Source organism: uncultured Xanthomarina sp. (genome assembly GCF_963971605.1).
GTDB lineage: Bacteria > Bacteroidota > Bacteroidia > Flavobacteriales > Flavobacteriaceae > Xanthomarina > Xanthomarina gelatinilytica.
Genome location: NZ_CAXATZ010000003.1, coordinates 117,060 through 144,016, shown reverse-complemented (window position 1 = coordinate 144,016; position 26,957 = coordinate 117,060). Strand labels below are relative to the sequence as shown.

General features: G+C 33.8%; 21 protein-coding genes. 8 read left to right on the top strand and 13 right to left on the bottom strand.

Translation table 11 applies throughout. From position 1 onward, the window contains the following. Window positions 1-108: 108 nt before the first annotated feature. The gene (locus AACY93_RS02460; RefSeq protein ID WP_286854488.1) at window positions 109-3,117 is read right to left on the bottom strand and encodes a T9SS type A sorting domain-containing protein; all 3,009 of its coding nucleotides are present in this window, start codon (window positions 3,115-3,117) and stop codon (window positions 109-111) included. A 141-nt stretch (window positions 3,118-3,258) separates the two neighbouring features. On the opposite strand from AACY93_RS02460, the gene AACY93_RS02455 reads away from it, so the two are divergent. Beyond that, window positions 3,259-3,624, top strand: a complete 366-nt coding sequence (locus AACY93_RS02455; protein WP_286854489.1) for a DUF559 domain-containing protein — start codon at window positions 3,259-3,261, stop codon at window positions 3,622-3,624. Between the two features lie 178 nt (window positions 3,625-3,802). Here the strand turns inward: AACY93_RS02455 and AACY93_RS02450 are convergent, their stop codons facing one another. Beyond that, complete coding sequence (locus AACY93_RS02450) at window positions 3,803-5,536, bottom strand: TonB-dependent receptor (protein ID WP_286854490.1); 1,734 nt, start codon at window positions 5,534-5,536, stop codon at window positions 3,803-3,805. 143 nt (window positions 5,537-5,679) lie between these two features. Then, window positions 5,680-8,703, bottom strand: coding sequence for a tetratricopeptide repeat protein (locus AACY93_RS02445; protein WP_286854491.1), 3,024 nt, complete (start codon window positions 8,701-8,703; stop codon window positions 5,680-5,682). A gap of 138 nt (window positions 8,704-8,841) precedes the next feature. On the opposite strand from AACY93_RS02445, the gene AACY93_RS02440 reads away from it, so the two are divergent. Genes AACY93_RS02440 through AACY93_RS02425 form a run of 4 tightly spaced genes read left to right on the top strand, consistent with a single transcriptional unit; the run spans window position 8,842 to window position 12,355 of the window. Beyond that, window positions 8,842-9,630 (top strand): class I SAM-dependent methyltransferase, encoded by a 789-nt coding sequence (locus AACY93_RS02440; protein WP_287006240.1) that lies wholly within the window; start codon window positions 8,842-8,844, stop codon window positions 9,628-9,630. Continuing rightward, window positions 9,612-10,340 carry a glycosyltransferase gene (locus tag AACY93_RS02435; protein WP_007649578.1) on the top strand — a complete coding sequence of 243 codons (729 nt, stop codon included), beginning with the start codon at window positions 9,612-9,614 and terminating at the stop codon, window positions 10,338-10,340. The genes AACY93_RS02440 and AACY93_RS02435 overlap by 19 nt, the downstream gene beginning before the upstream one ends. A 1-nt stretch (window position 10,341) precedes the next feature. Further along, window positions 10,342-11,688, top strand: a complete 1,347-nt coding sequence (locus AACY93_RS02430) for a hypothetical protein (RefSeq protein ID WP_287006237.1) — start codon at window positions 10,342-10,344, stop codon at window positions 11,686-11,688. Continuing rightward, window positions 11,666-12,355, top strand: a complete 690-nt coding sequence (locus AACY93_RS02425) for an ATP-binding cassette domain-containing protein (protein ID WP_287006235.1) — start codon at window positions 11,666-11,668, stop codon at window positions 12,353-12,355. Before AACY93_RS02430 ends, AACY93_RS02425 begins: the two co-directional genes overlap by 23 nt. Here AACY93_RS02425 and AACY93_RS02420 read toward each other — a convergent pair. Next, on the bottom strand, window positions 12,352-13,272 hold the full coding sequence (locus AACY93_RS02420) for a hypothetical protein (RefSeq protein ID WP_286854494.1): 921 nt from the start codon (window positions 13,270-13,272) through the stop codon (window positions 12,352-12,354). The genes AACY93_RS02425 and AACY93_RS02420 overlap by 4 nt on opposite strands. Further along, window positions 13,272-14,702 carry an MBOAT family O-acyltransferase gene (locus AACY93_RS02415; RefSeq protein ID WP_286854495.1) on the bottom strand — a complete coding sequence of 477 codons (1,431 nt, stop codon included), beginning with the start codon at window positions 14,700-14,702 and terminating at the stop codon, window positions 13,272-13,274. The genes AACY93_RS02420 and AACY93_RS02415 overlap by 1 nt, the downstream gene beginning before the upstream one ends. Before the next feature lie 754 nt (window positions 14,703-15,456). Between AACY93_RS02415 and AACY93_RS02410 the strand changes: the two genes are divergently transcribed. Continuing rightward, window positions 15,457-16,341, top strand: coding sequence for a glycosyltransferase (locus tag AACY93_RS02410; protein WP_007649585.1), 885 nt, complete (start codon window positions 15,457-15,459; stop codon window positions 16,339-16,341). A gap of 1 nt (window position 16,342) precedes the next feature. After that, complete coding sequence (locus AACY93_RS02405; RefSeq protein WP_286854496.1) at window positions 16,343-17,266, top strand: glycosyltransferase family 2 protein; 924 nt, start codon at window positions 16,343-16,345, stop codon at window positions 17,264-17,266. Here AACY93_RS02405 and AACY93_RS02400 read toward each other — a convergent pair. Both AACY93_RS02400 and AACY93_RS02395 read right to left on the bottom strand, forming a co-directional pair. Next, the gene (locus AACY93_RS02400) at window positions 17,263-17,685 is read right to left on the bottom strand and encodes an FdtA/QdtA family cupin domain-containing protein (RefSeq protein ID WP_286854497.1); all 423 of its coding nucleotides are present in this window, start codon (window positions 17,683-17,685) and stop codon (window positions 17,263-17,265) included. The genes AACY93_RS02405 and AACY93_RS02400 overlap by 4 nt on opposite strands. Then, window positions 17,675-18,505, bottom strand: coding sequence for a glycosyltransferase family A protein (locus AACY93_RS02395; protein WP_286854498.1), 831 nt, complete (start codon window positions 18,503-18,505; stop codon window positions 17,675-17,677). Before AACY93_RS02395 ends, AACY93_RS02400 begins: the two co-directional genes overlap by 11 nt. Window positions 18,506-18,546: 41 nt before the next feature. Here AACY93_RS02395 and AACY93_RS02390 point away from each other — a divergent pair, with 41 nt between their 5' ends. Next, on the top strand, window positions 18,547-19,698 hold the full coding sequence (locus tag AACY93_RS02390; protein ID WP_286854499.1) for a glycosyltransferase: 1,152 nt from the start codon (window positions 18,547-18,549) through the stop codon (window positions 19,696-19,698). Here the strand turns inward: AACY93_RS02390 and AACY93_RS02385 are convergent. The 6 genes from AACY93_RS02385 to typA all read right to left on the bottom strand — a co-directional run bounded on the left by AACY93_RS02385 (window position 19,688) and on the right by typA (window position 26,897). Then, window positions 19,688-21,004: an O-antigen translocase gene (locus AACY93_RS02385; protein WP_007649591.1), complete on the bottom strand. Its 1,317-nt coding sequence runs from the start codon at window positions 21,002-21,004 to the stop codon at window positions 19,688-19,690. The two genes, AACY93_RS02390 and AACY93_RS02385, sit on opposite strands and share 11 nt — an antisense overlap. Beyond that, window positions 21,005-22,135, bottom strand: a complete 1,131-nt coding sequence (locus AACY93_RS02380; RefSeq protein ID WP_286854500.1) for a DegT/DnrJ/EryC1/StrS family aminotransferase — start codon at window positions 22,133-22,135, stop codon at window positions 21,005-21,007. Next, complete coding sequence (locus AACY93_RS02375) at window positions 22,132-23,112, bottom strand: GNAT family N-acetyltransferase (RefSeq protein WP_286854501.1); 981 nt, start codon at window positions 23,110-23,112, stop codon at window positions 22,132-22,134. The genes AACY93_RS02380 and AACY93_RS02375 overlap by 4 nt, the downstream gene beginning before the upstream one ends. A gap of 144 nt (window positions 23,113-23,256) precedes the next feature. Continuing rightward, window positions 23,257-24,537: a hypothetical protein gene (locus tag AACY93_RS02370; RefSeq protein ID WP_286854502.1), complete on the bottom strand. Its 1,281-nt coding sequence runs from the start codon at window positions 24,535-24,537 to the stop codon at window positions 23,257-23,259. 153 nt (window positions 24,538-24,690) lie between these two features. Then, window positions 24,691-24,921, bottom strand: a complete 231-nt coding sequence (locus AACY93_RS02365; RefSeq protein ID WP_286854503.1) for a uroporphyrinogen decarboxylase — start codon at window positions 24,919-24,921, stop codon at window positions 24,691-24,693. A gap of 176 nt (window positions 24,922-25,097) precedes the next feature. Beyond that, window positions 25,098-26,897 (bottom strand): translational GTPase TypA, encoded by a 1,800-nt coding sequence (gene typA / locus AACY93_RS02360; RefSeq protein ID WP_286854504.1) that lies wholly within the window; start codon window positions 26,895-26,897, stop codon window positions 25,098-25,100. Window positions 26,898-26,957 lie beyond the last annotated feature (60 nt).

Sequence of the window (26,957 nt, the reverse complement as noted above, 5' to 3'; positions counted from 1 at the left end):
TTTTATAACGATGTGTAAAAATAACAAAAGCGTTCAAAATTGAACGCTTTTGTTAATGTTTTAGATTTCTTTGATGAGATTCCTCGATTTCTCTCGGAATGACAGATTTTATTCTTTTATGATTTTTGAGATTTGTATGCCAGTTTCGGTTTTAATAGAAACAAAATAAACACCTTTAGACAAATTGCTCAAATCTACTTTTGTTGTAATTAAATTTCCAGTTAAGGCCATTGTTTTAATTTGTCTGCCTTGAAGATCATAAATTGCAATTTGTTTTATAGGTTTTTTACTTTTTACGTTTAAATAATCGTTTACTGGGTTTGGGTAAATTTTAATTGAAGCCTCAGTTTTATTTTCTTCAACAGACAATTGAGTTACAATTTCAGTAGATACGGTATTGGTTATTATAGGCGCATTATAATCGAAGTATATATTCGCTTTCCCTAAAATAAAATCTCCCACAACAACATCTGCTTTCGGTTTAATTTTAAAAGCTACAAAACCATTACTTCCAGCGTCGTCATTTACTTGGGCTGGTAGATTAATATTCTCGAAAGTAAACTCTACAAAATCGCCATTTATTATTCTAGTTGTAAACTCATGACTTGAAGATATGGGTCTAATGCTAGTCCAATCTAACTTATTGCTTAAAACATCTGTAATAACTACGTTAATAGCACTTGCAGAACCTGTATTTTGAAAACGAATCATGTAATGTAAATATTCACTTGCTTGAGCTAAGGTAATTTCGGTTCCTTGTAAAACTTGTTTGTCGTTTGGATCGTAAGAATTAACAACTGTTTGTTCTAAAACAAAGGTATTATCATCTACATTGTTATCCCCAGAAATAGGATTGATAGTCGCTGTGAAATTTAAAAAATCTCCATCATTAACAGTTGTCGGTGGAAAGGTATTCATAACAATATCTATAGTACGAATCTCAAACGGCTGTAAATTAGTATAATTGAACGTTAGGCTGTTAGAAGTTGAAGTACTCTCCGTTGGACTTGAACTTACAAAAGTTTGCGACGCATCATCAAATTGAAGCGTGACATCGCCACTTAATAAAGTGGTTCCTGTGTTTTCAAAAACCAATTGATAACTAGAATCAAAACCTGGACGTGCTTGAGTTATCGGCAGTAAAACAACATTTACATCATTCATTGTTTGGGAAGATGTGATACAAAAATCTGCATTTTCTGAGTTCCCAAAACCAGTAAAGGTGGTGTTATAAGGATTTGGTGTCGCACTAAAATTAGATGGCAAGCCCAATACTTCAGCACTGTAAGTGTTCTCATTTAAATACAGCGTATAATCTCCTGTGCTATTGGTAAAGGTCGCCATATTATTAACGCCATCAGTGGCTTGAATTAATTGGTTGGCAACCACAAAATCGTAGGTGTCGCAACCATTGTTTTCATCATCGAAAGCCAAGGTTCCTTGTATGCTGTTGTAGTTAATGCTATTAATACTACAGTCATCTACAAAAACCGTATTTGGGTCTATATTGGTAAATTTGGTGGTGGCATACGCCACATCATCTACACAAATGGTTTGTAGGTTTGGGCTATTTGTTGTTCTAAAAATTGGATTAGAAAGATTAAACACTTGACCTGAATTTGTTGTATATGTAAGATTAGTATCAAAGATAGAATTATTCCCATTTTTGAAATTGACAGTTTCTAAAAAATTATTATTTTCAATATTTAACAAATATATAATGGCATTATTAGTTAAATCTAAAACTTGTAACAATGTATTTTCTACTTTTAATTCTATTAATTCTGTGTTTTGTGATAAGTCTAAAGTAGTAAATAAATTATTTGATGCCCATAGTCTATATAAGTATGGATTAGAAGTCAAGTCTAGACTTGTAATTTGGTTTGAATGACATATAAGATACTCAAGTTGTGAATTTTGTGACAGATCTAAACTATTCAAACTATTTTCACTAACCCATAGTTGTTCCAGGTTTATATTATTTGAAAGATCTAATGATGTGATTTGATTTCCTGATAAATATAACGTTTCTAAATTCAAATTTTGAGTAACATTTATTTGGCTAAAGTTATTACCAAAAGCAATAAATTCAATTAGGTTGCTATTTTGAGTTAAATCTATACTTGAAAAATCAGCATATTGAATTCTCAAACGCTCTAAATATGGAAATATGGAAATATCAATATTTGAATATTGAGTACCACTTAAATCTAAGCTTTTCAAATTTATATTTTGCGATAAATCAATATTGCTAATATTGTTATTTCTAATATTCAAACCCTCTAAATTGACATTTTGAGATAAATCTAAACCGTTTGTAAGGCCACAACTATCCAACCAGAGAGCTAATAAATTTATATTTTGAGAGAGGTCTATATTACCTAAGCTTTCATTATTACTAGCAATTAACCCTATCAAATTAGCGTTTTGAGTAACATTTAAACTTGTTAAATTATTATCATCACAATATAATTGTTCTAAATTCGTAAATGCTTCAACACCTGTTAAATCGGAAATATCCTGATAAGACACATAGATTTCATTTGCAAAAAAAGCTTCGCTTACCTGTATTTCGTTATCGCCATTGGTGTTTATAACCGGGTATGTTTGGTTTAATAAGGCATTTTTGAAATTAGGGTCGGGAATGTTTACAATATTTGTGTCATCTATTGATGATATTAATACATTTGTTTCATTATCTGGATTACTTATAACTATATAATAAGTTTGAACAGATTGAATACTGATGGTTAAATCTGAATTAAACTCACAGCTAGAAACTTGATATAATTGACTATCTGAAGTCACATTCGTATTAAAATTTGAATCATAAACCATTATTATAGAATTATTAGATTCTTCAGTTAATTTAACTCTAATCGTTTGATTAATTGGTGATTGATATTTATAATACACTCTAGAATATGTGGTACCAAGATTACATCCATTCATACCTCCACCAGAAGCAGTAGTAGCATTTTGTGTTTGAACATTATAATCTGTAAAAGGTAAACTGGTGATATTTACTGCATTTTGAATCTCGTCGTTTGATGGTACTTGCGCAAAAGAAATAAAGGTTGTGCATAAAAACGCACATACTAAGTAGATTTGTTTCATGAATTTGGGATTTAGTTTTCGCAATAATAATAATAATAATAGATGTAATAAAATTTGATGTTTTTGTTGAAAAAAAATAATTGACACCCCTAAAGTCCCCTCAAGGGGACAACATTCAGATTTTTTTAGTAGCTTTAAATAATGGCAAACAAAATAATTCCATATAGATCTGATCTAAAATTCCTAGCTAGAGAGCTTAGAAAAAACAGCACCCTCGCCGAAGTGATTCTTTGGCAAAGCATTAAAAAAAGAGCTTTAGGTGTTCAGTTTCATAGGCAAGTTCCTATGGTAAATTATATTGTTGATTTTTATTGCCATGAGCTTGGCTTGGCTATAGAAATTGATGGCTCCATACATGATCATTCTTTCTTGGAAGACGCTAAAAGACAAGGTGAGATTGAGGCTTATGGTGTTACTTTCATTAGATTTACCAATGAAGAAGTAAAGAAAGATTTATTGAATGTTTTACTTGCCATAGAAGATAAAATCAAGGAGTTAATGGATTAGTTGTTTCATAGAGTTATTCTATTTTAACTATCTAAAAACAATGGCAACCTCCTAGGTTGTCCCCTTGAGGGGACTTTAGGGGTGTTTTTAAGTGTTTTAATAGAACGCTTTTTTTGATAATTTAGGTTTAATTAATAAGGTTGTCACGTCGTTTCACTTCTCGCAATGACATTCCTTTTTAAAAATCAAACTTATAAGTAGCTCCAGCTAGAATCTGTATGCTTTGCACTGGATAATTCAACCAACGTTGGTAGTTTTGATTGGCTATGTTGTTCGCTTTGGCAAATACAGAAAGTTTGTCGTTAATATGATATCCTACATGCGCATTGGCATCAAAATAAGCATCCAAGGTCGTGGCGCCAAAGGAAACTACTGGAGTGGTTGTAACATACACCTGATCTTTGCGTTCTCCAACATAAAACAAACTAGCTCCAGCAAACCAATGTGTATCTATTTGGTAATCCATAAATAAGGAACCTGTGACACTAGGCAAGTTCCAAGCTTCACTTTCATTATCTGTACTGTATGCAAAAAAATCGGCTTTCACTCCCAATTTAAAATTTCTATTGACATCCACACTTAATTCCCCTCCAATATTAAAGGTAAACACATCGTCGTAAACCACAGAAAACGAATTCCCAAATTGATACGTCTCGTCTGGATTTACAAAATCTATCTCGTTATGTCTATATAAGGCTTTGTTGCTTTCAGCATAATAAGCTCCTTGAATATCATAGCTTACACTATTGGAAACTTTCCCTTTCAATCCCACATAACCATGGTATTGCTGATCTGTAGGCGCAATCAATAAGGTTGGGGACACAAATTTGTTTTCTTCGGCAAAATTCTCATAGGTATTCTGTATCAAACCTCCTTTAATCCCTCCATAAGCTATTAAAACCTCATCCACTATTCTGTAGGAAGCGGCAATATTTGGATAAATATAAAATTTGCTCTCACTGGCTTCGGTATCGTTTAAATAGTATAAAGAAACCCCTAAATCCAGCGTTAAATCGTCTTGTGTGTAGCGATAGCTTGGTGCCAAACCTATATTGAAGTTTCCGTATGTATTTTCAGCATCCACTTCATAATATCTATCGAAAGAGCCTCCAAGGAAATCAAACATCACTTTGGTAGAAATCGCTATATCTGCAATGGGAATATCTGCCGACATAGCTGCCGAAAACCTGTTTTCTGAAGAACCATACGAATCCCCAAAATGCCTAAACATCACTTGAGCTGTTTTAAAGTAAGTGTCCTCAAAAGAAATATCCCCTCCAAGATGTCCACCATAAAATGTATGACTCACACCTAATTGGGCTTCAGGGGACGACTCGTTATAATAAGGTTGTGGCAAACCGTACCAATTAAAAACCTGATGTTTAAAACCTCCTTCTACATTCCAACTTAAATCTCTTTCTTTTCTAGAAAAATCAATCTGTAAATGGCTAACGTAAAAGTAATCATCCAACAAAACATCATCGATACCTCCTTGTGTTGAATGATGCGTAAAATAACCTCCTATTTGGTCGGTTTTACTTAATTCATGGTTGAGATACACTTCCCCTAAAATGGACGAATAACTACCAAGTGCCAAGGAGGCATAATTATCATACAGTTTGGCTGGCTTTTCCTTATCCAAAACGGCTGCTTTACCTTTGGCAGGCGTAAAGGTTGAAGCTACAGGAAATGAAAAAATATGATATTGAATCTCTTTTTTTGTAGTGGTTTCATCATCATCCAATTGCGGCGTTTCTTTTACTTTAAACGCATCTGAAATTGTAGGTGTATATGGTTTTACAACTTGAATGACATCGGTTTTAATGGTATCGTTGCCTCTTTCCTGAGCCCAAGAAAGGGAAACACTCAAGGTGATTAAAATGATACTGATTTTATGAATGTGCTTTCGCATAGGTAATATTTTGATTAACGATTGATTATTAACGATCCGTCCAAACGTGCCTTTAAGGTTTGGGCAGGTTTTTTGATCTACTGAAAATTGAGACTGCCTGTCCTCCTAAAGCTTTAGCGAAGATGGGAAAACTGCAAACACAGTTAATCCTCATCTGGTACAATGGACGAGTTTGTTTTTGCTTGTTCGGTTTTTATGTTACTTAATGTGTCCTGGGCTTGGCTTACAACTTCTGGGAATTCCTTAAAGTTTTCCATCACACTCTCCAAGATATAGGTTGCTTGAAAGGCATCGTCCAGCTGATAAAAGTTCTTAGCCATAAGCACCAAACCTTTCGCACTAAAATATTTATAACTGGAATAGTCTTTTGCCAAACGTTGAACCGTTTCGTTGGAAGCTTCATACGCTCCTGCCTTATTTTTAAAATATGCCTGATAATACAAAGCTTCTGCAGCTGCTTCACCAGTAGCTGTTTTTTCCACTTCGGCATAAGCTGTCTTAGCTCGTTCTTCGTTATTGGTCTTCATGGCCGAACGTGCAATGATTACATGTGCATCACTTTTGATTTTTGAATCCACAACCCCTTGGCTCAACACCTTTTCGGCATAGGCAACAGCTTCAGAATATGCTTCCAACTGATAATTGGCTTTCATTAAATTGGATTGTGCAAAAACGACGTTTTGAGGAAAACTCGCTTCCTGCTCCAAACGTTTCAATACAGGAATGGCTTCCATCCATTGTTTGTTTTCCAAATAAATTTGAGAAACCTTAAACAGCGATTCTTGGGTAAACTCACTTGGCGAAGCATCTGCCACGTATTGATAATGTGGAATGGCGTTCTCCTTCAACCCTTTTTTATCGTACAGTTTGGCTAGGTAAAAATGTGCCTGTAAGGCATGTAAGCCTTTGGGAAACTGACTTAAATAACTATTGAATTGCTTAATGGCATCATCTGTTTTATTGTCTATATATTTTTTCTCGGCAGATTCATAAGTCGTATGATCCAAATCGGCATCTGTTACTTCCACATAATCCAAGGTTCTTACCCAAGTGGCATAGTCGTTAACACGACCCAAATCGATATAAATTAAACGCGCTGTGGATACAGCTTGATTGGCTTCTGCAGTTCCTGGATAATCCTTGGCAATGGCTTTAAAAGTGTTTAAAGCTTGTTCGTTATCACTGTTATTGTAATGTATCAAACCTTGTCGCAACATGGCTCTTGGCACAAAAGTGCTCATTTGATAATCTGTTTGAAGCCTGTTGTACATCTTTAAAGCTTTAACATCCTCATTGGCTTTCACGTAAGAATTCCCTAGTTCGAACATGGCATCATCACGTAAGGTTGATTTTGGATATTTTTGAAGGAAAGTTTCCAGTTCCAATATTTTTTTGGAGGCCTTTCCTTCGTAACCATAACTGATAGCTTGTTGAAAAAACGCATAATCTGCATCTAGTTTATTTATTTTTATGGCTTCATCATAAGCATCAATGGCTTGAGCATACTGACTTGATACAAAATAAGCATCTCCTAATCGTAAATAAGCATCGTTCAACCTAATGGCGTCGTCCTGCTTATTACCTATAAATTGCTTGAAATTTTGAATGGCTTGCGAGTAGTTTTTTTGCTTAAAATAGGTGTAGGCCAAATTATAATATATGTTTTTGTATTCTATGGTCTCTGCTGCATGGCTTTGCTGCAAAAATTGTTTAAAGCCTATTAAAGCTTCTTCGTAATTGGACACATTGTAATTGGTTTCAGCTTTCCAAAAAGTCGCTCTGGTTGTGAATTTTGAATCCCTTGGTTCTTTTAAGGAATTGGAAAACATGCTTAAAGCTTCTTGGTATTTACCTTCGTTATACAGTTCCATCCCTCTGTAAAAAGCCACTTTTTGATAAGCTACCTTGTTTTCGAAACTGTTTTTGCCTTTTAAGAGTTTTAAAGCTTCCTGATAATTTTTGGACGTAATATAGGAGTCTATTAAAAGGGTTTCTATGTCCTCTTTATAAGCTGAATTGGGATAGGTTTCCAGATAGCTGGTCAATACCTGTGGAACAGATTGATATGGGTTCCCAATTTCATAGCTTATTTTTGCATAGTTTAACCAGGCATCTTCTTGGATTTTTAAATCGAAATCCATTTGAGACGCATTTCGAAAGGCATTTAATGCCTCTTGTTTTTTGTTAACATGCACATAGCTTTCACCCAAATGGTAATAAGCATTTTGTGCTACGGCATTTTTACCATCCACTATTTTGTTGAATTCTGAAATGGCCTTATCGTAATTGCCTTGCTTGTAATATGCATAGCCCAATTGATAGTAATCTATGTTGCTCCATTTTCCTTGTTTGCCTTTATATTCTGATAAATATGGAATGGCTTCGGCATATTTTTCAAGATTGAAATAGCTTTCTCCTATAATTTTATGAAGCTCGGATACTTCGTTTCTATCGCTATTGGGTAACTGTTCTTTGGCCAATGCAATGGCTTCTTCAAATTTTCCCAGTTTAAAATTCAAATCGGCTTGATAATACGATAGTTTTTCCTTGTATTTTTCGTTGTCGCTAACTTGATCGAAATATTGATTGGCTTGGTTGTAATCATCACTTTCATAAGCCATAAACCCTATATAATACTTAGCTTGGGAGCCATACTTTTGGGAATCTTCCACTCGCGAAAGATATTTTTTGGCATCCTTGAAATTTTTAGTTGTAAAAGCCACATAACCATTGTTGAAATTGAATTTTTCACGCTCGTTTCTAGCCAAGGAAGTTTCATCTACTTTGTCATACCACTTTTTGGCATAAGCAAATTTACCATTGTTAAAATAATAGTCTGCCACATCTACATAGGCCGTATTCCGTTTGGTACTTGTTGGATAATCGTTTACAAAACCCTCCATTAATTGGTCGGCATTTTGCTGATTTAAACGTACGGCACAATTGGCTATGTAAAAAGCACAATCGGATTCCAACAGGTCCGTTTCTGCTGTTTTTTTAATTTCGGAAAATAATGTTTGAGCAGCTGCATACTGTTGGTTTTCATACAAGGCCAAAGCTTTTTGATAGGTTGCCAGATGATTGGTGTAAATGGCAGATTGCTGACTAAATACATGAAGGCTAAAGCTAAAAGCAATAAAAAAAATAACTATTTTTTGGGTACTCATAAAAGCGTTTTTTCAATTAAAATCAAAGATAATTCAATCTGCATGTTATAACGTTAGAATTATGTTATAATTATAAACAGTCTTGTAAATATTGTATTTTAGACTACTTTTACACTTTAAACCAAGCAAAAAAAACCTATGGATTTAACCGAATTGTCTGAACATTCCAAACACCAACACCAAACCAGACATCCATGGGAACAAGCACGATTGGAATTTGTGTATAAACTTATAAACAAACATGCTTCCAAAAAATCACATCCCGTGTTTTTGGACATTGGTTCCGGCGATACTTTTGTGTCCGAAAACCTGTTGTTAAAAATACCTCATGGTAGGTTTTATTGTGTGGATACAGCCTTTACCAAGGAACATTTGGAGTTTTACACAAAAAAATACAGCCATAAAAACATTCAGGTTTTTAATTCGGCAATTGCAGCGTTGAGGGCAATTAATTGTGAAATAGATTATGTACTGGCTCTAGATGTCATGGAACATGTTGCAAACGATTTGGATTTTTTAAAGGACATTTCCAATATGGAAAAAGTAACAGAAAACACTAAAATTGTCTTAACGGTTCCAGCGTTTCAATCTCTATTTAGTCATCATGATGTGCTATTGGGCCATTACAGACGTTATAACAACAACACCTTAAAGCAAGTAACTAAAAAGGCAGGCTTGGAAATCATATCCATAGGTTATTTTTTTATGTCTTTATTGATTGCCAGAATGTTAATAAAGTTTAAAGAAAAAATTATAAAACCCAAAAGCAAAAAAACCCATGTTGCACAATGGCAACAAGGTAAATTAGTTACCAATTTGTATAAAAACATACTTATATTTGATTTTAAAACAAGTAGCTTGTTAGAAAAAATACATTTAAAGCCCAAAGGCTTATCCAACTATATGGTATGCAAAAAACCTGTATAATCATTCCTTGTTATAACGAGTCGTCCAGATTGGATTTGGATGCTTATAATGGGTTTTTGAATTCCCATCAAGAACTGGATGTGTGTTTTGTAAATGATGGAAGTACCGATAATAGCCTTTTTATATTGGAGCAATTGGCAACCAACTTTGATACGGTTTCTGTGATCCACCTTGAAAAAAACCTTGGCAAGGCAGAAGCCATTAGGCATGCTGTGCTACATTTAAGCGAGAAAAATTATGCCTATTTGGGTTATTTAGATGCAGATTTATCAACTTCCCTGGATGAAATGTTGCGTATCACCCGGTTTAGCTCCAGTACCTCAAAATTCATTCTTGGTTCCAGAATAAAAACGCTAAATACCACGATAGAAAGAAGTGCGATTCGTCATATATTAGGTCGCTCACTGGCAACCATAGTCAATACATTTATATTGAAACTTCCTATTTACGACACGCAATGTGGTGCCAAACTTATTGAAAATTCTTTAGCCAAAGATATTTTTAAACAGCCTTTTGTTAGCAAATGGCTATTTGATATAGAACTTCTTTTAAGGACCAACAAACTAAAAGGCGCCACTTTTTGCAAACAGCACATACTTGAAGTTCCATTGAACAAATGGCAAGACAATGGAAACACCAGAATTACGTTTATGGATTTTATTAATATTCCTATAGATTTACTGAGAATATATTTCCAGTACCAAAAATAAGATGCTTAAAAAAGGAAGCCAATATATCAACAAATATCCCATAGCCATTTTATTGGTTTATGGCATCCTCTTAAGACTTTTGGTGTTTGTTTGCTATCATGATGTGACCCTTTATCCAGACTCTGAAGATTACACAAATTTAGCCCAATACCTCTTACATTTCAGCTTGGAAAACTACACAGGGGAACGCACACCAGGACTCCCTCTTTTAATTGCATTAACTGGTGGAAACCTCTATGCAACAGTAGCTATCCAAACAGGTATTGGACTGCTTGGTATGTATTTAATTTTCGATTTTAGCAAAAACAAAACCAGAGAAAAACAAATGGCTTTTTGGATTGCCGTAATATCCACATCTTTTTTACACCTTGTGTTTTATGAATTTGCCATTCTAACCGAAACCCTTACCTTATTTTTCTTATTGTTATCGTTCTGGTATATCCAAAAATTTAAGCTCCTGGAACCTAAAACAGCCTTGAAACACTATGTAGTTCTATCCATTATATTAAGTTACTTGTATTTGGTAAGACCTATGTTTATTTATGTTCCCATAGGCTTTTCATTATTTTATTTAGTTAAAAATTTCAATTTTGATATAAGAAAAACATTTATAAAATCCCTATGTATGTCCTTGCTTCCCTTAGTGACTTTTTATGCTTGGTGTTCGGTAAATGAAAAAAACATCAATCAATTTACAAGCTCTTACTACTTGGGAATAAATTTGGCTCAAGTTGCAACCCCTTTCTTTGATAAAGCGCCAGAAGAACATCGGTTAATTAGGGATATTTTTGTAAAACACAGGGATTACGTAGAGCAAAACCTGCCAAAGAAAGAGTATGCCATGACAGCTTGGTATGCTCACGATGAACTGATAGAGAAAACAGGTTTGTCCAGGCAGGAACTTATTTACAAGCTAGGAGAGATCTCTAAGGGTTTGATAGCATCGCATCCAGATCTGTATGCAAAGCAAGTATTGATTTCCTTTAAGGATTTTTGGTTTACCACATCTATTTTATGGAATGCCAACAAGTTTCAAAACATATATGTTAGAAAAGCCTTCATCGGTTTGTGGAACTATGTACAAAGGTTTTTACTTATTTTAATCCATACGCTTTTTCTGGTATTTGCCATTAAAAAACTGTTTCTGTTTTTAAAATCCAAAGGTAAACCCTTTGACCTGGACATCTTGCTGATAGCCATTGTTCTTTCTGGTGCCTTGGCACAGGCTTTGGTAGTTTATGGTTCAAATTCCAGATTTTCCTTTCCCTATTTCCCTTTAATTGTTTACTTTGTGGTTGTAAATGTAACGACCCTAAAAAATAACTATGCAAAACGTACTTTATCTTAAAGATGCTTCCATATTTCAAGGTGAAAACCTCGTGCTTTCAGACATTAACATTGAAATAAACAAAGGCGAATTTGTTTACTTAATAGGTAAAACAGGAACTGGAAAAAGCAGTTTCATGAAAACACTTTACGCCGATTTGCCTTTAACCAAAGGCGAAGGCAGCATTGTGGATTTCAATTTACGAACGCTTAAAGAGAAAGATATTCCGTTTTTAAGACGCAAGCTAGGTGTCGTGTTCCAGGATTTTAAATTACTGACCGATAGAACCATTAACGAGAATTTACTGTTTGTGTTAAAAGCTACAGGCTGGAAAAACAAAAATGACATGAACACTCGTGTGGAAGAGGTTTTAAACAAGGTTGGCATGAAAACCAAAGGCTTTAAATTTCCTCATGAACTTTCTGGTGGCGAACAACAACGTGTAGCCATTGCAAGGGCTTTGCTGAACAATCCCGAGTTAATACTTGCCGATGAACCTACTGGAAACCTGGATCCACAAACCAGTATTGAAGTGATGGAAGTGCTACAAGACATCAATAAAAACGGAAACACCATTTTAATGGCAACCCACGACTATGCCTTGTTGTTAAAATACCCAAGCAAAACCCTTAAATGTGACGAAAATCAGGTATTTGAAGTGGTACAAAGAAACAAATCAACCACTTAATAAGCGTGTAAATAAGCATCAATAAGTAAGGAGCATGTTTTGGCTCCTTGTGCATTTAAATGATCTGCGTCGTGAAAATCCTGCAACTGGAATCTAGAGTCCCTGGATAAATCCACTCGAGTAACGTTTGGGTTGGTTTTTGCCAAATCATCACAAGTATTATCAATTTTCAGAAGTTTTTCGGGATTTAAATGATCCAGATAGTCTGGATAAACTGGCATATTGACCAACAGCACTTGTATATTTTTTTGTTCACAAAAAGTTATCATATTTTGAATCCTTTCTGTATTCTGTTTAAAATCCATAGAACCATCTTCATGTTTTCTGGCAACAACTTTTGACAGATAGGCCATTTCCAATGAATCCACAGTTGATAGGTATGTATTTCCCCAACCCTTCTCATCGCAACCAATCAAGCTGCCTTCCCTTTGGTAATCTAGAAAGGTTTTAAAAGTTTTATCAAATTTCCTGGTTAATGCCAAACTGTATTTTTTTGGATCGTACCAGGCTATCAATGGGACTTTCAAATCCATTTGAGCCTCATAAAAGTATTTTCGCCAGATATCTTCTTGGGTATTATCTGCTTGACTCAAGGTGGTATATTCCACAGATATGATAAGGTATTTTAAATGTGGTAAATGGTCAATGTGTTTTTCAAACAACAATTTATCAAAATAAATGGTCTGACTTACATTTGATAGGTTGTAGGTTTTTAAAGAAAGCCATTCTGGATTTATTCCAAAAAAAGTATGCGAATCGCCCAACACAAGCACTTCAATATCATCCATGTTATTGGAAATCTGCTCATGTTTATAGGTGTAATTATTTGGAACCGAACGGTAAAACACCTCAGCAAGCATCCATACAACTACTATTGGAATTAAAAACAGACTGATATGAGTGAGTAGTTTCTTCATTAAAACTGAAAATATATAAACGGTTGTGTGTCTCCTGCAAAATAAAAAATAGCAAAGGCCAATCCATAATAAATAGCTATTCGGATGGGTTTGGATGCTATAAAATCTATTTCCAATACATGTTTTTTATCTCTTTGAAGCCATTCAAAAACCATATAAACCATTAAAAACAACACCAAACCTCTTGACACTGTTGGAAATGAAAACAAAGAAAAATTAAACATCCCTTGTAAATACAAAAACGCATGAGTTATATTTTCTGCCCTAAAAAACACCCAAGCCAAAAGCACAATAAAGAACGTAAAGCCTATTTGTAAAGTGGTTTTGAAACTAGGGAACCATTTCCCTTTATCTGCCACGTCCTTAAAACTGGCATGTGTTTTCTGAAACATAAGAGGCAGAAAAAAAAGGGCATGTATCAAGCCCCAAATTATAAAGGTCCAATTGGCGCCATGCCAAAAACCACTTAAAAGAAAAACAACAAAAATATTGCGTATCCACTTAGGTCTGGACACTTGATTGCCTCCTAGGGGAATATACACATAATCGCGAAACCACGTGCTCAAGGAAATATGCCAACGTCTCCAAAATTCCCCAAGGTTTCTGGACAAATAAGGTGCATTGAAATTCTGCATCAAATCAAACCCCAGTAATCTGGCTGAACCTATGGCAATATCAGAATAGCCTGAAAAGTCGCCATAAATTTGGAACGCAAAAAAGAAAGCCCCAAAAAACAAAGTGCTTCCACTATACTCTGTGTAATGGGTGAAAATGTCGTTTACGGCCAAAGCACAATTATCTGCTATCACCATTTTTTTGAAAAGTCCAAGCAGGATCAACCTTAAACCATCAACACTTTTTGTATAATCAAAGGTTCTTTTTCTTTCAAATTGTGGCAATAAATTAGAAGCCCTTTCTATAGGTCCAGCAACCAATTGAGGAAAAAAGCTCACAAATGCAAAGAACGATAACATATTGTTAGTAGGTTCTATGCGCTCTCTATATACATCAATAGTGTAACTTAAGGTTTGAAACGTATAAAAACTAATTCCAACAGGCAGTAGGATATCTAAAGTACTGGATTCTAAAGACCTTCCAAAAAGCAAGAAAACCTCTTGAAAAGATTCCAAAAAGAAGTTGTAATACTTAAAAAAACCAAGGATGCCCAAATTCACCATGAGACTTGTGATTAAAAGCAGGTTTCTTTTGGACTTAGCCTTGGTTTTCGCCAAAAGACGTCCTACGGAATAGTCTACCAAAGAGCTTAAAAAAATAAGCCCTAAAAATCGCCAATCCCAACATGCATAAAAGAAATAACTTGCTACAAGAAGGAATAAGTTTTGGATTTTAATGTTTTTGTTGAAAACAAACCAATACAACAAAAAGATTATTGGCATAAAAATGGCAAAATCTATGGTATTGAATAGCATGGGTTTTGGTTAGAAGTTAGTTGTAAATGTAACAATCTATTTTTACTATTGAAACTAAAAAAAGACTGGTGGTAAATATATACTTTTTTAAATCATTCTAAATGGCTTAAAAAGCGTGTTCTTACCAATAATTTTTGTTTTGTCATTCTGAACAAAGTGAAGAATCCATTAAAAATCAATGAGCTTCCTCCTTCAACGGAATAACAAAATATCAAACATTCCATATAATGAGATAGTACGCAATATTCATTAAATAATTTCATGTTACAAACAAATAGCGTCCAAAACGATTTAATAAAACAGCTGAAGTGATAGCATTACTTTGGCTAAATGGCTTTTTAAAAAATAAGAAGTTAAAATGTCAGGGTATGTTATAAAACGGCCTATCGAAAATTTATCGTAAAATTTGAAGTGAAGCTACCGTAAAAATTTTAGGCTGTTTGAGCTAGCTAAAACTTTTGAAATAGCAATGAACATAACAGCGAGTTCCTAAAATTTAGGTGGCAAACGATAAATTTAGATAAAGGTTCGTAAGCCTAGACTTTTTTGTTTCTTTTTTGGTCAATGCAAATCGACGTAGGAGATTCATGAATACAATAATTTAAAAATAATAAATCATGAACTAAAAAAGAAAATTATTTAGGACAATATTGGTTACAAACATTTTTTTAATGGTTGTCTAAAGAATGAATTTCATGCAATTAGTGAAAATTGCTTCAATAATCATTAGATTTGAACCACAGAACCAACAGGCATGCTATCCATTTTAATACCTACATATCATTACAACGCGTATCCTTTAGCCCAGGAACTTGAAAGACAAGCTTTGGATGCTAATGTTGTGTTTGAGCTAATTTGTGTGGATGATGGCTCTTTTTCTGATGCAAACATTGAAAACCAAAAAATAAACAGTTTAACCAACTGTAAATTTATAGAAGCCAAAAAAAATGTTGGTAGAACAGCCAGTAGGTTGTTTTTGGCAGAACAAGCGCAATATCAATGGCTGTTATTTATTGATGCAGATGTCCTGCCCAAAAACCAGGATTTTCTGGTTAAATACCTTAACGAGATGAAAAAAAACCATGAAGCAGTTTTTGGTGGTTTTGCGTATAAGGACACCTCGTATTCCAAAAACAACTCGTTACGTTATACTTTTGGAAAAAAACGTGAAGAGGTAGATGCTTCCAAAAGAAACAAAACCCCTTATAAGGTGATAATTTCTGCCAATTTTTTGATAAAAAAAACGCTGTACTTAGAACTGATAAAGAACCATACAGACAACAGTTACGGGATGGATTATTTAATAGGCTCCTTATTAAAAACCAACCAAAGCAATGTTTGGCACATTAACAATGAAGTGTATCATTTTGGACTGGATGATAACACAACCTTTCTTAAAAAAACAGAACATGCCATGCAAACCCTTTACCATTTGTATGCCTCCAATAAGGTAAACAAAAACAACATTAGCCTTTTAAAAGCATATGGTTTTCTTAAGTTTTTATACTTACATAGGCTTTTTGGAACATGTCTGTCTTATTTCGACTCTAAAATAAAATTGAACTTAACCCAAGAAAACCCAAATATGTTTTTATTTGATCTGTATAGATTGGGTTATTTTTGTAGATTACACCATTAGAATGAAACCATTTTTTTCCATAATCATCCCTTTATACAATAAAGAAAAGCACATTAAAAACACCTTACAGAGTGTACTTGACCAAAGCTTTTCAAATTTTGAGGTTATTATTGTTAATGATGGCTCTACCGACAATAGTTTAAATCAAGTAAACGCTGTAATCGATGAAAGAATAAAGGTATATTCCATAGAAAACTCTGGCGTTTCTGCAGCCAGGAATTATGGGATAAAAAAAGCCCAAGCAGAGTATATAGCTTTTTTGGATGCCGACGATTTGTGGGAAACTTCATTTTTAGAATATATAACCAAACTTATAGATTCTTATCCCAAGGAACATGTTTTTGCGACAGCCCTTAAAATTAAAAAAAATACTGATTATTATTTTGCCACATACAGAAACCTTACTTTAGATGATGGTGAATCAAAGGTTTTGAACTATTTTAAGTATAGTTTAGATCATTCTTTGTTACATTGTACTTGTACGGTTTTCAGTAAAGGGATAATTAAAAGTGTTGGAACTTTTGATGAGTCCCTTACAACTAGCGAAGATACCGACTATTGGATTAGAATAGGACTTAAACATTCCATTGTTTTTTTAAATAAGCCATTGGCAATTCATCAAGTAGTGAACAATGGCTTAACCAAATCCAATAGAAAAAAATTTAAATCGATTGATTTTTCAAAATATGAGGACCAAAAGAACCATTCATCCTATTTTAAAAAATTTATAAATAAAAATAAATTTTCATCTGCTATAAAATATAAGTTGGTAGGAGATAAAATCAATTTTCAAAAACTTAAAAATGAAATAGATTATAAAATGTTAAATTTTAAGCAAAAGTTACTACTCATGACTCCTTTATATGTTACAAAACATATTATTAACATCTATAATTCGCTAAGTAAAAAGAAGAACTATTTTTAGTTTTTATAGCTTAAAAACTTCTTGTAATTTCTAATATAATCAGATTCATCATATTCTTCAGAAGCTAAGACCAAGCATACAGAACCTGAAGAAAAGTTCTCCAGCTCACGCCAAATCCCATTGGGTATCAACAAGCCTTTATTGGGCTTGTTTAAGGTTATTTTGGTTTTTTGGTTTCCATCGTCCAAAACCACATCAAAACTACCGCTTAAAGCAATTAAAAACTGATATAGATTTTTATGCGCATGACCTCCTCTATAGGCATTACTGGGCACATCATATAAGTAATACACACGTTTCACAGAAAAAGGAATACAGTCTTTTTCAATAACAGACAGGTTCCCTCTACCTTTTTTATCTTCAATTTTCGGAATCTCTATTAGCTCTAAATTATCTATGGTTGTTTTTTTACTTTCCATGTATCATGTGTTTAAAAGTGTCTATACTTTTTTTTGCAACTTGTAATTTATGTGAAACTTCACCAAAACCTATATAATTATTTCTTACCAATGAAAAAAGAAGCTTGATAACATATAACCAACCAAAGACACCATGCTTTTTGTAAAACAAAGCACTCCTGGCAAACATGTATCTGTCTGAAGTTACCTCATCACTAGTACTAAATGGTTTGTGAACAACAATAAATTCTGGCGAAAAATACGCTTTTATCTGCTTGGTTGTAAACACATCTTCAAAAAACAATCTGTTTTCGCAATCTTGAAAAACACTTCCCAATCCAAAGTTCTCATTGAAAGATATATTGTTTTTCAATATCACATCACGTTTAAATGTAATTTCTATGGAAAGTACTTTTCGATAAAAATCTTCTAAACCTGTCACTTTTTTTGGATAATCACTATAGGGTTTGTTTTCTGTTGTAATTGTTTTAAAAGTTATCAAGTCGGCATCTTTCAACTGGTCATAACTTTCCATTATTTTGTTTTCAAAGCCTTCCAAGAAAACAACATCGTCATCTGCAAGCAAGCAAATATCTCCAATGGCATGTTGTATGGCTAGATTTCTACTTCGGCTTAAACCTGTTTCGAAGGCATTGATTACACGAATGTTGGGCTTGTGGGAAACCAATAACTTATGTTCACTGGTTTGATTGATTATCAAAAGATGATAGTGTTCCAGAACATTGTTTTTAAACATGTTATCAATAAAATCCAATGTGGTCCTGTTGGTTGTAGCCACCAAAATTTCAAAGGGAATATGAGTTTTTTCTGAAATGTTCATTGAAACGAGTATCTTTGAACAACAAAGGTATCAAAATAAGCATGCAAATACTTTTAATTGGAGAATTTAGTCGGTTGCATAATTCACTAAAAGAAGGCTTACAAAAATTAGGGCACGAAGTTGTTTTGGTAGGAAATGGCGACCTATTTAAAAACTTTCCTACCGATGTTGACCTATCTGTTAAAACCTGCAACAAGCCCGTTTTGCTCTTCTTTAGAAAAGCCATCCACAAACTTACCGGATTTGATATAGCCGACCTTGAAGTGGCTTATAAATTTAATAAAGCTTTAAAAAAGCTTCATGGATTTGATGTGGTACAACTTATAAATGAAGATGCACTTTATATACATCCCAAACTACAAATTCCCTTATTAAAAAAACTAATAAAACAAAACAAAAACTTGTTTTTACTGTCCTGTGGAGACGATTTTGTGAACATAAATTATTTCCTGAAAGAACAAGAACCTTATTCCATTTTAACACCCTATTTAAATAACATAAAACTAAAAAAGCAATTTCGGTATTGTTTAAAATATGTCACGCCTGCTTACAGAAAACTTCACGGGTTTATTTATAAAAACAGTTGTGGCACCATAGCATCAGATATGGATTACCATATTCCTTTAAAGGGCAACCCCAAATATTTAGGGCTGATACCCAATCCAATAAACACAGATATTATTGAATTTACCCCTTGCCAGATTACTGATAAAATCCGTATTTTTCATGGTGTAAACACCCTATCACAAATAAAAAAAGGATCCCATTTTTTTACGAAAGCCCTAGACATTATAAAAGAAACATATCCAGATAGAGTAGAGATTCAAACCACCTACAACCTGCCTTATAAAGAATATATAGAAGTTTACAATCAAGCGCATATCCTTTTAGATCAAGTGTACAGCTACGATCAAGGCTATAATGCACTAGAAGCCATGGCCAAAGGGAAGGTGGTGTTTACTGGAGCTGAACAGGCTTGGCTGGACCATTACAATCTAGAAAAAGACACAGTTGCCATAAATGCCTTACCTGAAGTATCAAAAATTGTTGAAAAACTGGAATGGCTGATAGAAAACCCTAAACGTATTGAAGACATCTCAAAAAACGCTAGAGCATTTATAGAAAAAGAACATCACTACCTAAAGATAGCAAACAGCTATTTAAAGATATGGGGAACGCATATTAAGAATTAGCGCTTAAATCGTTTTTATCTGGAATCACACCAAAAAGTGATGAGCTGAAAATGAGCAAAATCACACCATAATACATCACGTAGGTTACAAAATGTGCTATGGTTGCTCCTTTTACGCCATAGATGTCAATAAATAAAATACTGGAAACATAGAGAATGAGTACCGAAAATATTTCGGTTATAATATAATGCCAAAACATACGCTTTGCCAAAAACTGATAAGCAATAACTATGGACAATACTTTAACAAAATCTCCTAAAAGCTGCCATAAAAATAAGTCTTCCACTGGTTTAAATTCATTGGAAAAAACAATGGTAATAATATAATTTCTAAGGAAATAGATCACTAACAACCCTAAGGCAAATATGGGAATAATGGTTTTATAAAAGTTGAACACTTCACTTCTAAACTCTTTGGCATTGTCTATTTCCGAAAGCCTAGGCAAGATATAAAGCGTTAACAACGAACTAACAAACATGAGATAATATTTGGAAATCCGGTTCATGGCCTCCCAAAACCCAGCTTCCTTAAATCCTATATTATCAATGATGTAAGATCTAATGGCAATGGCCACCAAAGGCAAGACAATGGCAGAAAACAACGCCATTACAGAATATGAGCTCAGCTTTTTTATAATGCTAAACCTTACCTGACCTACTTTAATCAAAGACATTAAACTGCGTTGATTGACTATCCCTACCAAAGTAATCAAAAAGATTAGAGATTCTGAAATAACAACAGAAATCAAAGCGCCATCTATTCTATTTTTATATATTAAAATCAATGTAACGGCCACACCTAAAATCTGACCAATGATATTTATAATAATCAGGATTTTAAACTTTGAAAAGCCATTCATTATTGAAAATGTAAACATATTCAATGTGTAAAACGGCAAAGCAATGGCCAGGACTTCAATGACGTAAGCATAATCGTTGTACTTCGGAAAAATAATATCGTTAATGTAGTCTGCATTAAAATAACACAGAAAAGACACCACAACTGTAGAGATAAAACCAAGATAGAAAGTAGAGGACAAGGTTTTACTTAACTCTACCGTATTGTTTTTAAACTCTGCTATATATTTTACCACGCCATTGTACAAGCCCAAAGTTGCCACAGACTGAATGGAATACACAAAATTCCTTAAGTTCCCAATAAGAGCCATACCTTCTGCCCCTATAAAATGAGCTATGGCATTAGAGGTTAGCAAACCTCCAACAATCCTGGTAATTAACGACACAGAATTCAAGGAAGCTACTTTAATTAAAACATTATTGTTTATGTATTTAATAACTCTTTTCAATTAATAGGAATTTATTGCATTTATAACCTTGCTCACTTCTTGTTCTGTCATTACTGGACTCATTGGAAGACTTACAACGGTTTCGTGAATGTTTTCTGTAACAGGCAAACTTAAATGATTAAAAGACACTAAAGCTTTTTGTTTATAAGGTGGTAATGGATAATGGATTAAGGTTTCAATATCCTGTTTTTTTAAATAAGACACAAAATTTTCCCTATCTTTTACTGTAACCACAAATAGGTGAAAGACATGGTTTTTAGAACCATCGTAAAATGGAAGCTCTATTTTTTTAGATGAAATTTCGCTTAAATAACGTTTGGCAATAGTTTGTCTTTTTTCATTATCTGCATCTAAGTATTTTAACTTCACATTTAAAAACATGGCCTGAACTTCATCCAACCTATTGTTAAAACCCTTAAGTTGATATTCATATTTTTTATCTGAACCATAGTTACCTAATTTTTTAATGGTCTCGAACAAAACAATATCGTTGGTTGTTATGGCACCTCCATCTCCCAATGCGCCTAAATTCTTACTGGGATAAAAACTAAAAGCTGCTGCATGACCTAAATTTCCAGCTTTTTGATTTATTAATTCTGAATCTTGAATTTTAAATTCAGAATTAAAAACAGCTCCATGGGCTTGTGCTGCATCCTCTATTACCAACAGTTTATGTTTTTCTGCCAATTGGTTTATAACTTCCATATTTGCCAATTGTCCATACAAATGCACAACCATAATGGCTTTAACATGTGGTGTTAGCTGTTTTTCAATGTCTTTAACCGAAATATTGAATGTGTCTCTTTCTGGTTCAATAAATATTGGATGCAATCCAGAATGGATAACAGACAATACACTGGCAAAAAACGTATTAGCTGGAAGCATGACTTGATCTCCAGGTTTTAAAATGCCCAATTCCAAGTAAGCTTTAAAAATTAAAGTTAAAGCATCCAAGCCATTACTGGTTCCCACACAGAATTTGGTACCACAATAGTTAGCAAAATCTGTCTCAAAAGTTTCTACTTCAGCCCCTAAGATATAATGTCCGGAATTTAAAAACTGTTGAAATTTCTGTTGAAATTCAGTTTCAAACCTTTTGTTTATTTGCTGAAGATCCAGAAACTTTATCATATTAGCGTATTGTTTAGCAAATGATGGTTTTTTGGAAAGACACTGTAAAAGTCTTGCGAAACACTACTTGCTCCAAAAGACTCTTTCCAAGCTTGCAAACCCAAATTTACTTGTTTTCCTTGGTTTTCACTACACACACCAAAATCGAAATACGGTTTGCTTGCAAATACCTCATGAATTAAATGGTGAAATAACAGGTCCAAACTTCCCAATTTCTGCTTGGTATTGTTGGCCGAAATATATTGGGCATGAGCCACTTTATCTGTTTCAAAAATGGTTGTGCCAGCCACAATTTGCCTATCTTTATATACATTAAACTGCCTGATGTTTTTAGGGAACTTGGATTTTAAATACCTTATTTCATCTAAGCTATGCACTGGCTCAACACCATGCTTCTCGTCAAGGTTTGGTATGAGGATCTGCTTCCAGAACAACTCAAAATCTTGTTCCTCTTTAATTAGCAACTCATTTTTTTGAGCTTTTTTAAGCCCTCTTTTTCTATTGGATGAATGTATATCAATGGTTTGACCTGTATCGATGCTAAGTGTTAAATCCCTTCTTATAAGCTCTGCTTGAACCTTAAACAATAAATAATCCAGTTCATCACTTGGATGCAAATGGTAAATTTTTGGTGATGGCTTAATTATTATTTCTTCTATCCCAAGAGTGTCTATAGTTTCCAATAGCTTTTGGAATATTTGCAAAACCAGCTCAAGGCTTGCATGTTTGCCAATTATTAAACCTGCATAAGTCAATCCTTGATGCGAGTATAATATGTGATTTTTTATATTGGCAGGAAAGAGAGCCACGAGTTTTTTGTCATTAAAAATAAGAAACGAGTGGTCTTGAAAACGGTCCTGATGGTATTCCATAAAATCCCGATGACACAAAAACGTTCCATTTTTGGAAGCCATAATAAAACGGTTCCAATCGTTAGCGTATTTAGAAGTGTATGTTACAACTTGAAGGTTGTTCATGCCTGTATTTATGAAAATCTAAAATTAAAGTTCTTTTCTTTCAAAAAAAATTTAAGCATCATTATTTTTAAAAAGATTTAATCATCAAACAAATTAAAAATAGTATTAAAAAAATAACACCTTTGACCTTGATTATTTTTTAAGCTACCTAAATTTATCCCAAATCCCTCTTTCTTTCAAAAAAAATAAAATGGTAAAAATCATGATAAAATCAAAAGGATAGCTATACCTGCTATTGGTACCATAAACAACCATGGCTTGAAGAAAGGAAGGTGCAAAAACTAAGCAAACAAGCAATAAATCCACACCTACTTTTCTGTTGTAAATAGATTTTAATATTATAATTAGGCTTATTAAAAAGAAAAGCATGGTCAATAAAAAAAAGATTGTTTTTTGAACAGACCAAATATTTGCAACCATTTTATGAGCCCAAGGAAACCTAAAATTGCTGTCCACCCATAAAATACTGGGTTTCCAAAAATCTATCCAAGATCGTGTTAGCACTTGCTTGGCATAGGCTTTGGGATTAGCCTTAATGGTAGCTTTGGCAAACTCTCCTAGTTCATGGGATAAGTCTATAAAACTCAAACCGTAACTTTCAAAAGCCTGGCCTTCACCATAAGCAATCCAAATACTCATGGCAACATCCCTTTTTCCTTGAATGGTTTCTTCTCTATGTGTTACATAAGGCTTGGCAATCCATTGGTATGCTTCTGGAGCATCTTCAGCAAAATACACACAGTTTTGAGACAAATTCAACCCCAAAAAAGTAGTAGACACAAAATAACCTGTATTTAACTTGTTAACATAAGACCAACCAAAATATGCCAGTAATGGAAAAACAAAAAGAATTAATTTCCTGCTAAAATATGTTTTGAAAGAGGACCTTTTTAAAACAAACAAACCAAAAATCAAAAAAGGCAAATAGGCAAAAAAGGGTTTAATCAATACCAACATCCCTAAAATGGCACTAAGTAAAAATTCCTTTTTAATATTTTGATTGTATGCGTAAGCAGGTTTGGAGATAAAATAAACAAGGACCGAAACAAAAAACAAAGAAATACTTTCCACCAAGATGGCAGTATCATAAAAAAACACGTTTAAAAACGATTGTAAAAAAAGTACTACATAAAAGCTTTCTTTTTTTGTAAACTTAAAACCTATAAGGGTTTTGTACCAAAATAAAGACCCTAAAACACCCAATAAAAATTGGTACATTACAGCTATTCCTGCCTTTCCAAAAGCAAAGAGCAATAATAATGGATATCCAGGGCTTCTCTCTCCTGTATAACCCTCTAAGGAACCTGTGGCCATTTTCTTGGCTAGATTGTGATAACTTCCAGAATCTGGAAACCAACTGGCATGAGGATAAAATACAAGAAGCAAAACAAACCTAAAGGCAAGGCCAATAAGCAATAAATACAAAAGATTTTTATCTTTAACAAAAAGGCTTTTTATGTTCTTGATAAGGTTTATCACTTGGTATTAAAGATAATTGGAATATTTAAGCTGGTTTGTTGTTATTTAGTGTAAAAGTGAAAAAAACAAATGAATCACTTTTTGGTAAATATAACAAACTTAACTTTTCTTAATTACCAAATAATACAAGTTTATAAAAACTATGGCTCCATTGGAGATGATAATGGGCCAAGCCGTTTGCAACATAAACCCATAAGTAACAAAAAGAACACAACCAATGGTATTTACAATTCGAAGTTTATTGACATCTTTCATCATAAACGAAATCAATAAAGCTGCCATGGCAGCATAACCAACCCATTCGGTTAAAACAATTCCTAAAAATTCCATAATCTAAATGCTTTTTAAGTCGAAAAAAGAGGAATTCCATAGTGGAACCCCTCTTTTTATCTATTTAAATTTTATCAAAAACTTGTGGTTCAGTTATTTAATTATTTCGGCGCGAAATGACCATTATTTGTCAAATGTCCATTATGGGCTTTTAAATAATTATATAACTATTTAAATTAAATAGCTTTGTTTCTTTTACGTTCCACTTCAGTTAAGAAAATTTTACGGATACGCAAATGATTGGGTGTTACCTCAACATATTCATCTTTTTGAATATACTCTAAAGCCTCTTCTAACGAAAACTTAATGGCAGGAACAATTTTAGCTTTATCGTCTGCACCAGAACTACGTACGTTACTTAATTTTTTGGTTTTGGTAACATTTACGGCCATATCATCGCCACGGGAATTTTCTCCAATAACTTGACCTTCATAAATTTCTTCACCTGGATCTACAAAAAACTTACCTCTATCTTGCAATTTATCTATAGAGTAAGGGATGGCCTGACCTTTTTCCATGGATACCAAAGAGCCATTTTGACGTTCTGGGATACCTCCTTTCAAAGGCTGGTATTCTTTAAACCTATGAGCCATGATCGCTTCTCCAGCAGTAGCCGTTAACAACTGATTTCTTAAACCAATAATCCCTCTTGATGGCACCATGAATTTACACACCATTCTATCTCCCTTAGCTTCCATGCTTAGCATCTCTCCTTTTCTGGTAGAAACCATTTCAATGGCTTTTCCAGAAACTTCTTCTGGTAAATCGATGGTCATTTCTTCTATAGGTTCACATTTTACACCATCAATTTCTTTTATGATTACTTGTGGTTGACCAATTTGTAATTCGTATCCTTCCCGACGCATGGTTTCAATTAAAACCGATAAGTGTAAAACACCACGTCCAAAAACCATAAACTTGTCTGCACTATCTGTTTCTTGAACACGTAAAGCTAAATTTTTCTCTAGCTCTTTGGTCAATCTATCTTTTATATGTCTTGAAGTTACAAACTTGCCATCTTTCCCAAAGAAAGGCGAATCGTTAATGGTAAACAACATGCTCATGGTAGGCTCATCAATGGCTATGGTTTGCAGTCCTTCAGGATGTTCCCAATCTGCCACTGTATCTCCAATTTCAAAACCTTCCAGTCCAACAATGGCACAGATGTCTCCTGTTTGAACCTGCTCTACTTTTTTACGGCCCAAACCTTCAAAAACATGTAGTTCTTTGATTTTGGATTTTACTATGGAACCATTTCTTTTTACCAAGGAAATATTTTGTCCTGCTTTAAGGGCTCCACGGGTTAAACGTCCAATGGCAATACGTCCTGTAAAAGATGAAAAGTCCAAAGAAGTAATTAACATTTGTGTGTTCCCTTCAGGAATTTTTGGAGCTGGTATATGATCAATAACCATATCCAATAAAGGTTCAATGTTTTCTGTTTTTTGTTTCCAATCGGTACTCATCCAGTTTTGTTTAGCTGAACCATAAACCGTTGGGAAATCCAACTGCCACTCTTCTGCTCCAAGTTCGAACATTAAATCAAAAACAGATTCATGAACTTCGTCTGGTGTGCAGTTTTCCTTATCCACTTTATTGATAACCACACAAGGTTTTAAACCTAAATCGATGGCTTTTTGCAATACAAAACGGGTTTGTGGCATAGGACCTTCAAAAGCATCTACCAGCAACAACACACCATCTGCCATGTTTAGGACACGTTCTACTTCACCACCAAAATCGGCGTGACCAGGCGTATCTATTATATTGATTTTTGTGTCTTTGTAAATAACAGAAACGTTCTTGGAGGTAATGGTTATCCCTCTTTCACGTTCTAAATCGTTATTATCCAGAATCAAATCTCCAGTGTTTTCGTTTTCACGAAACAACTGGCAGTGGTACATAATTTTATCAACCAAAGTAGTTTTACCATGATCAACGTGGGCAATAATTGCAATGTTTTTAATATTAGCCATATAGGTGCTTTATTTTGAGCGTGCAAAGGTACACTATATTTTAGTAATTTTATCATTAAA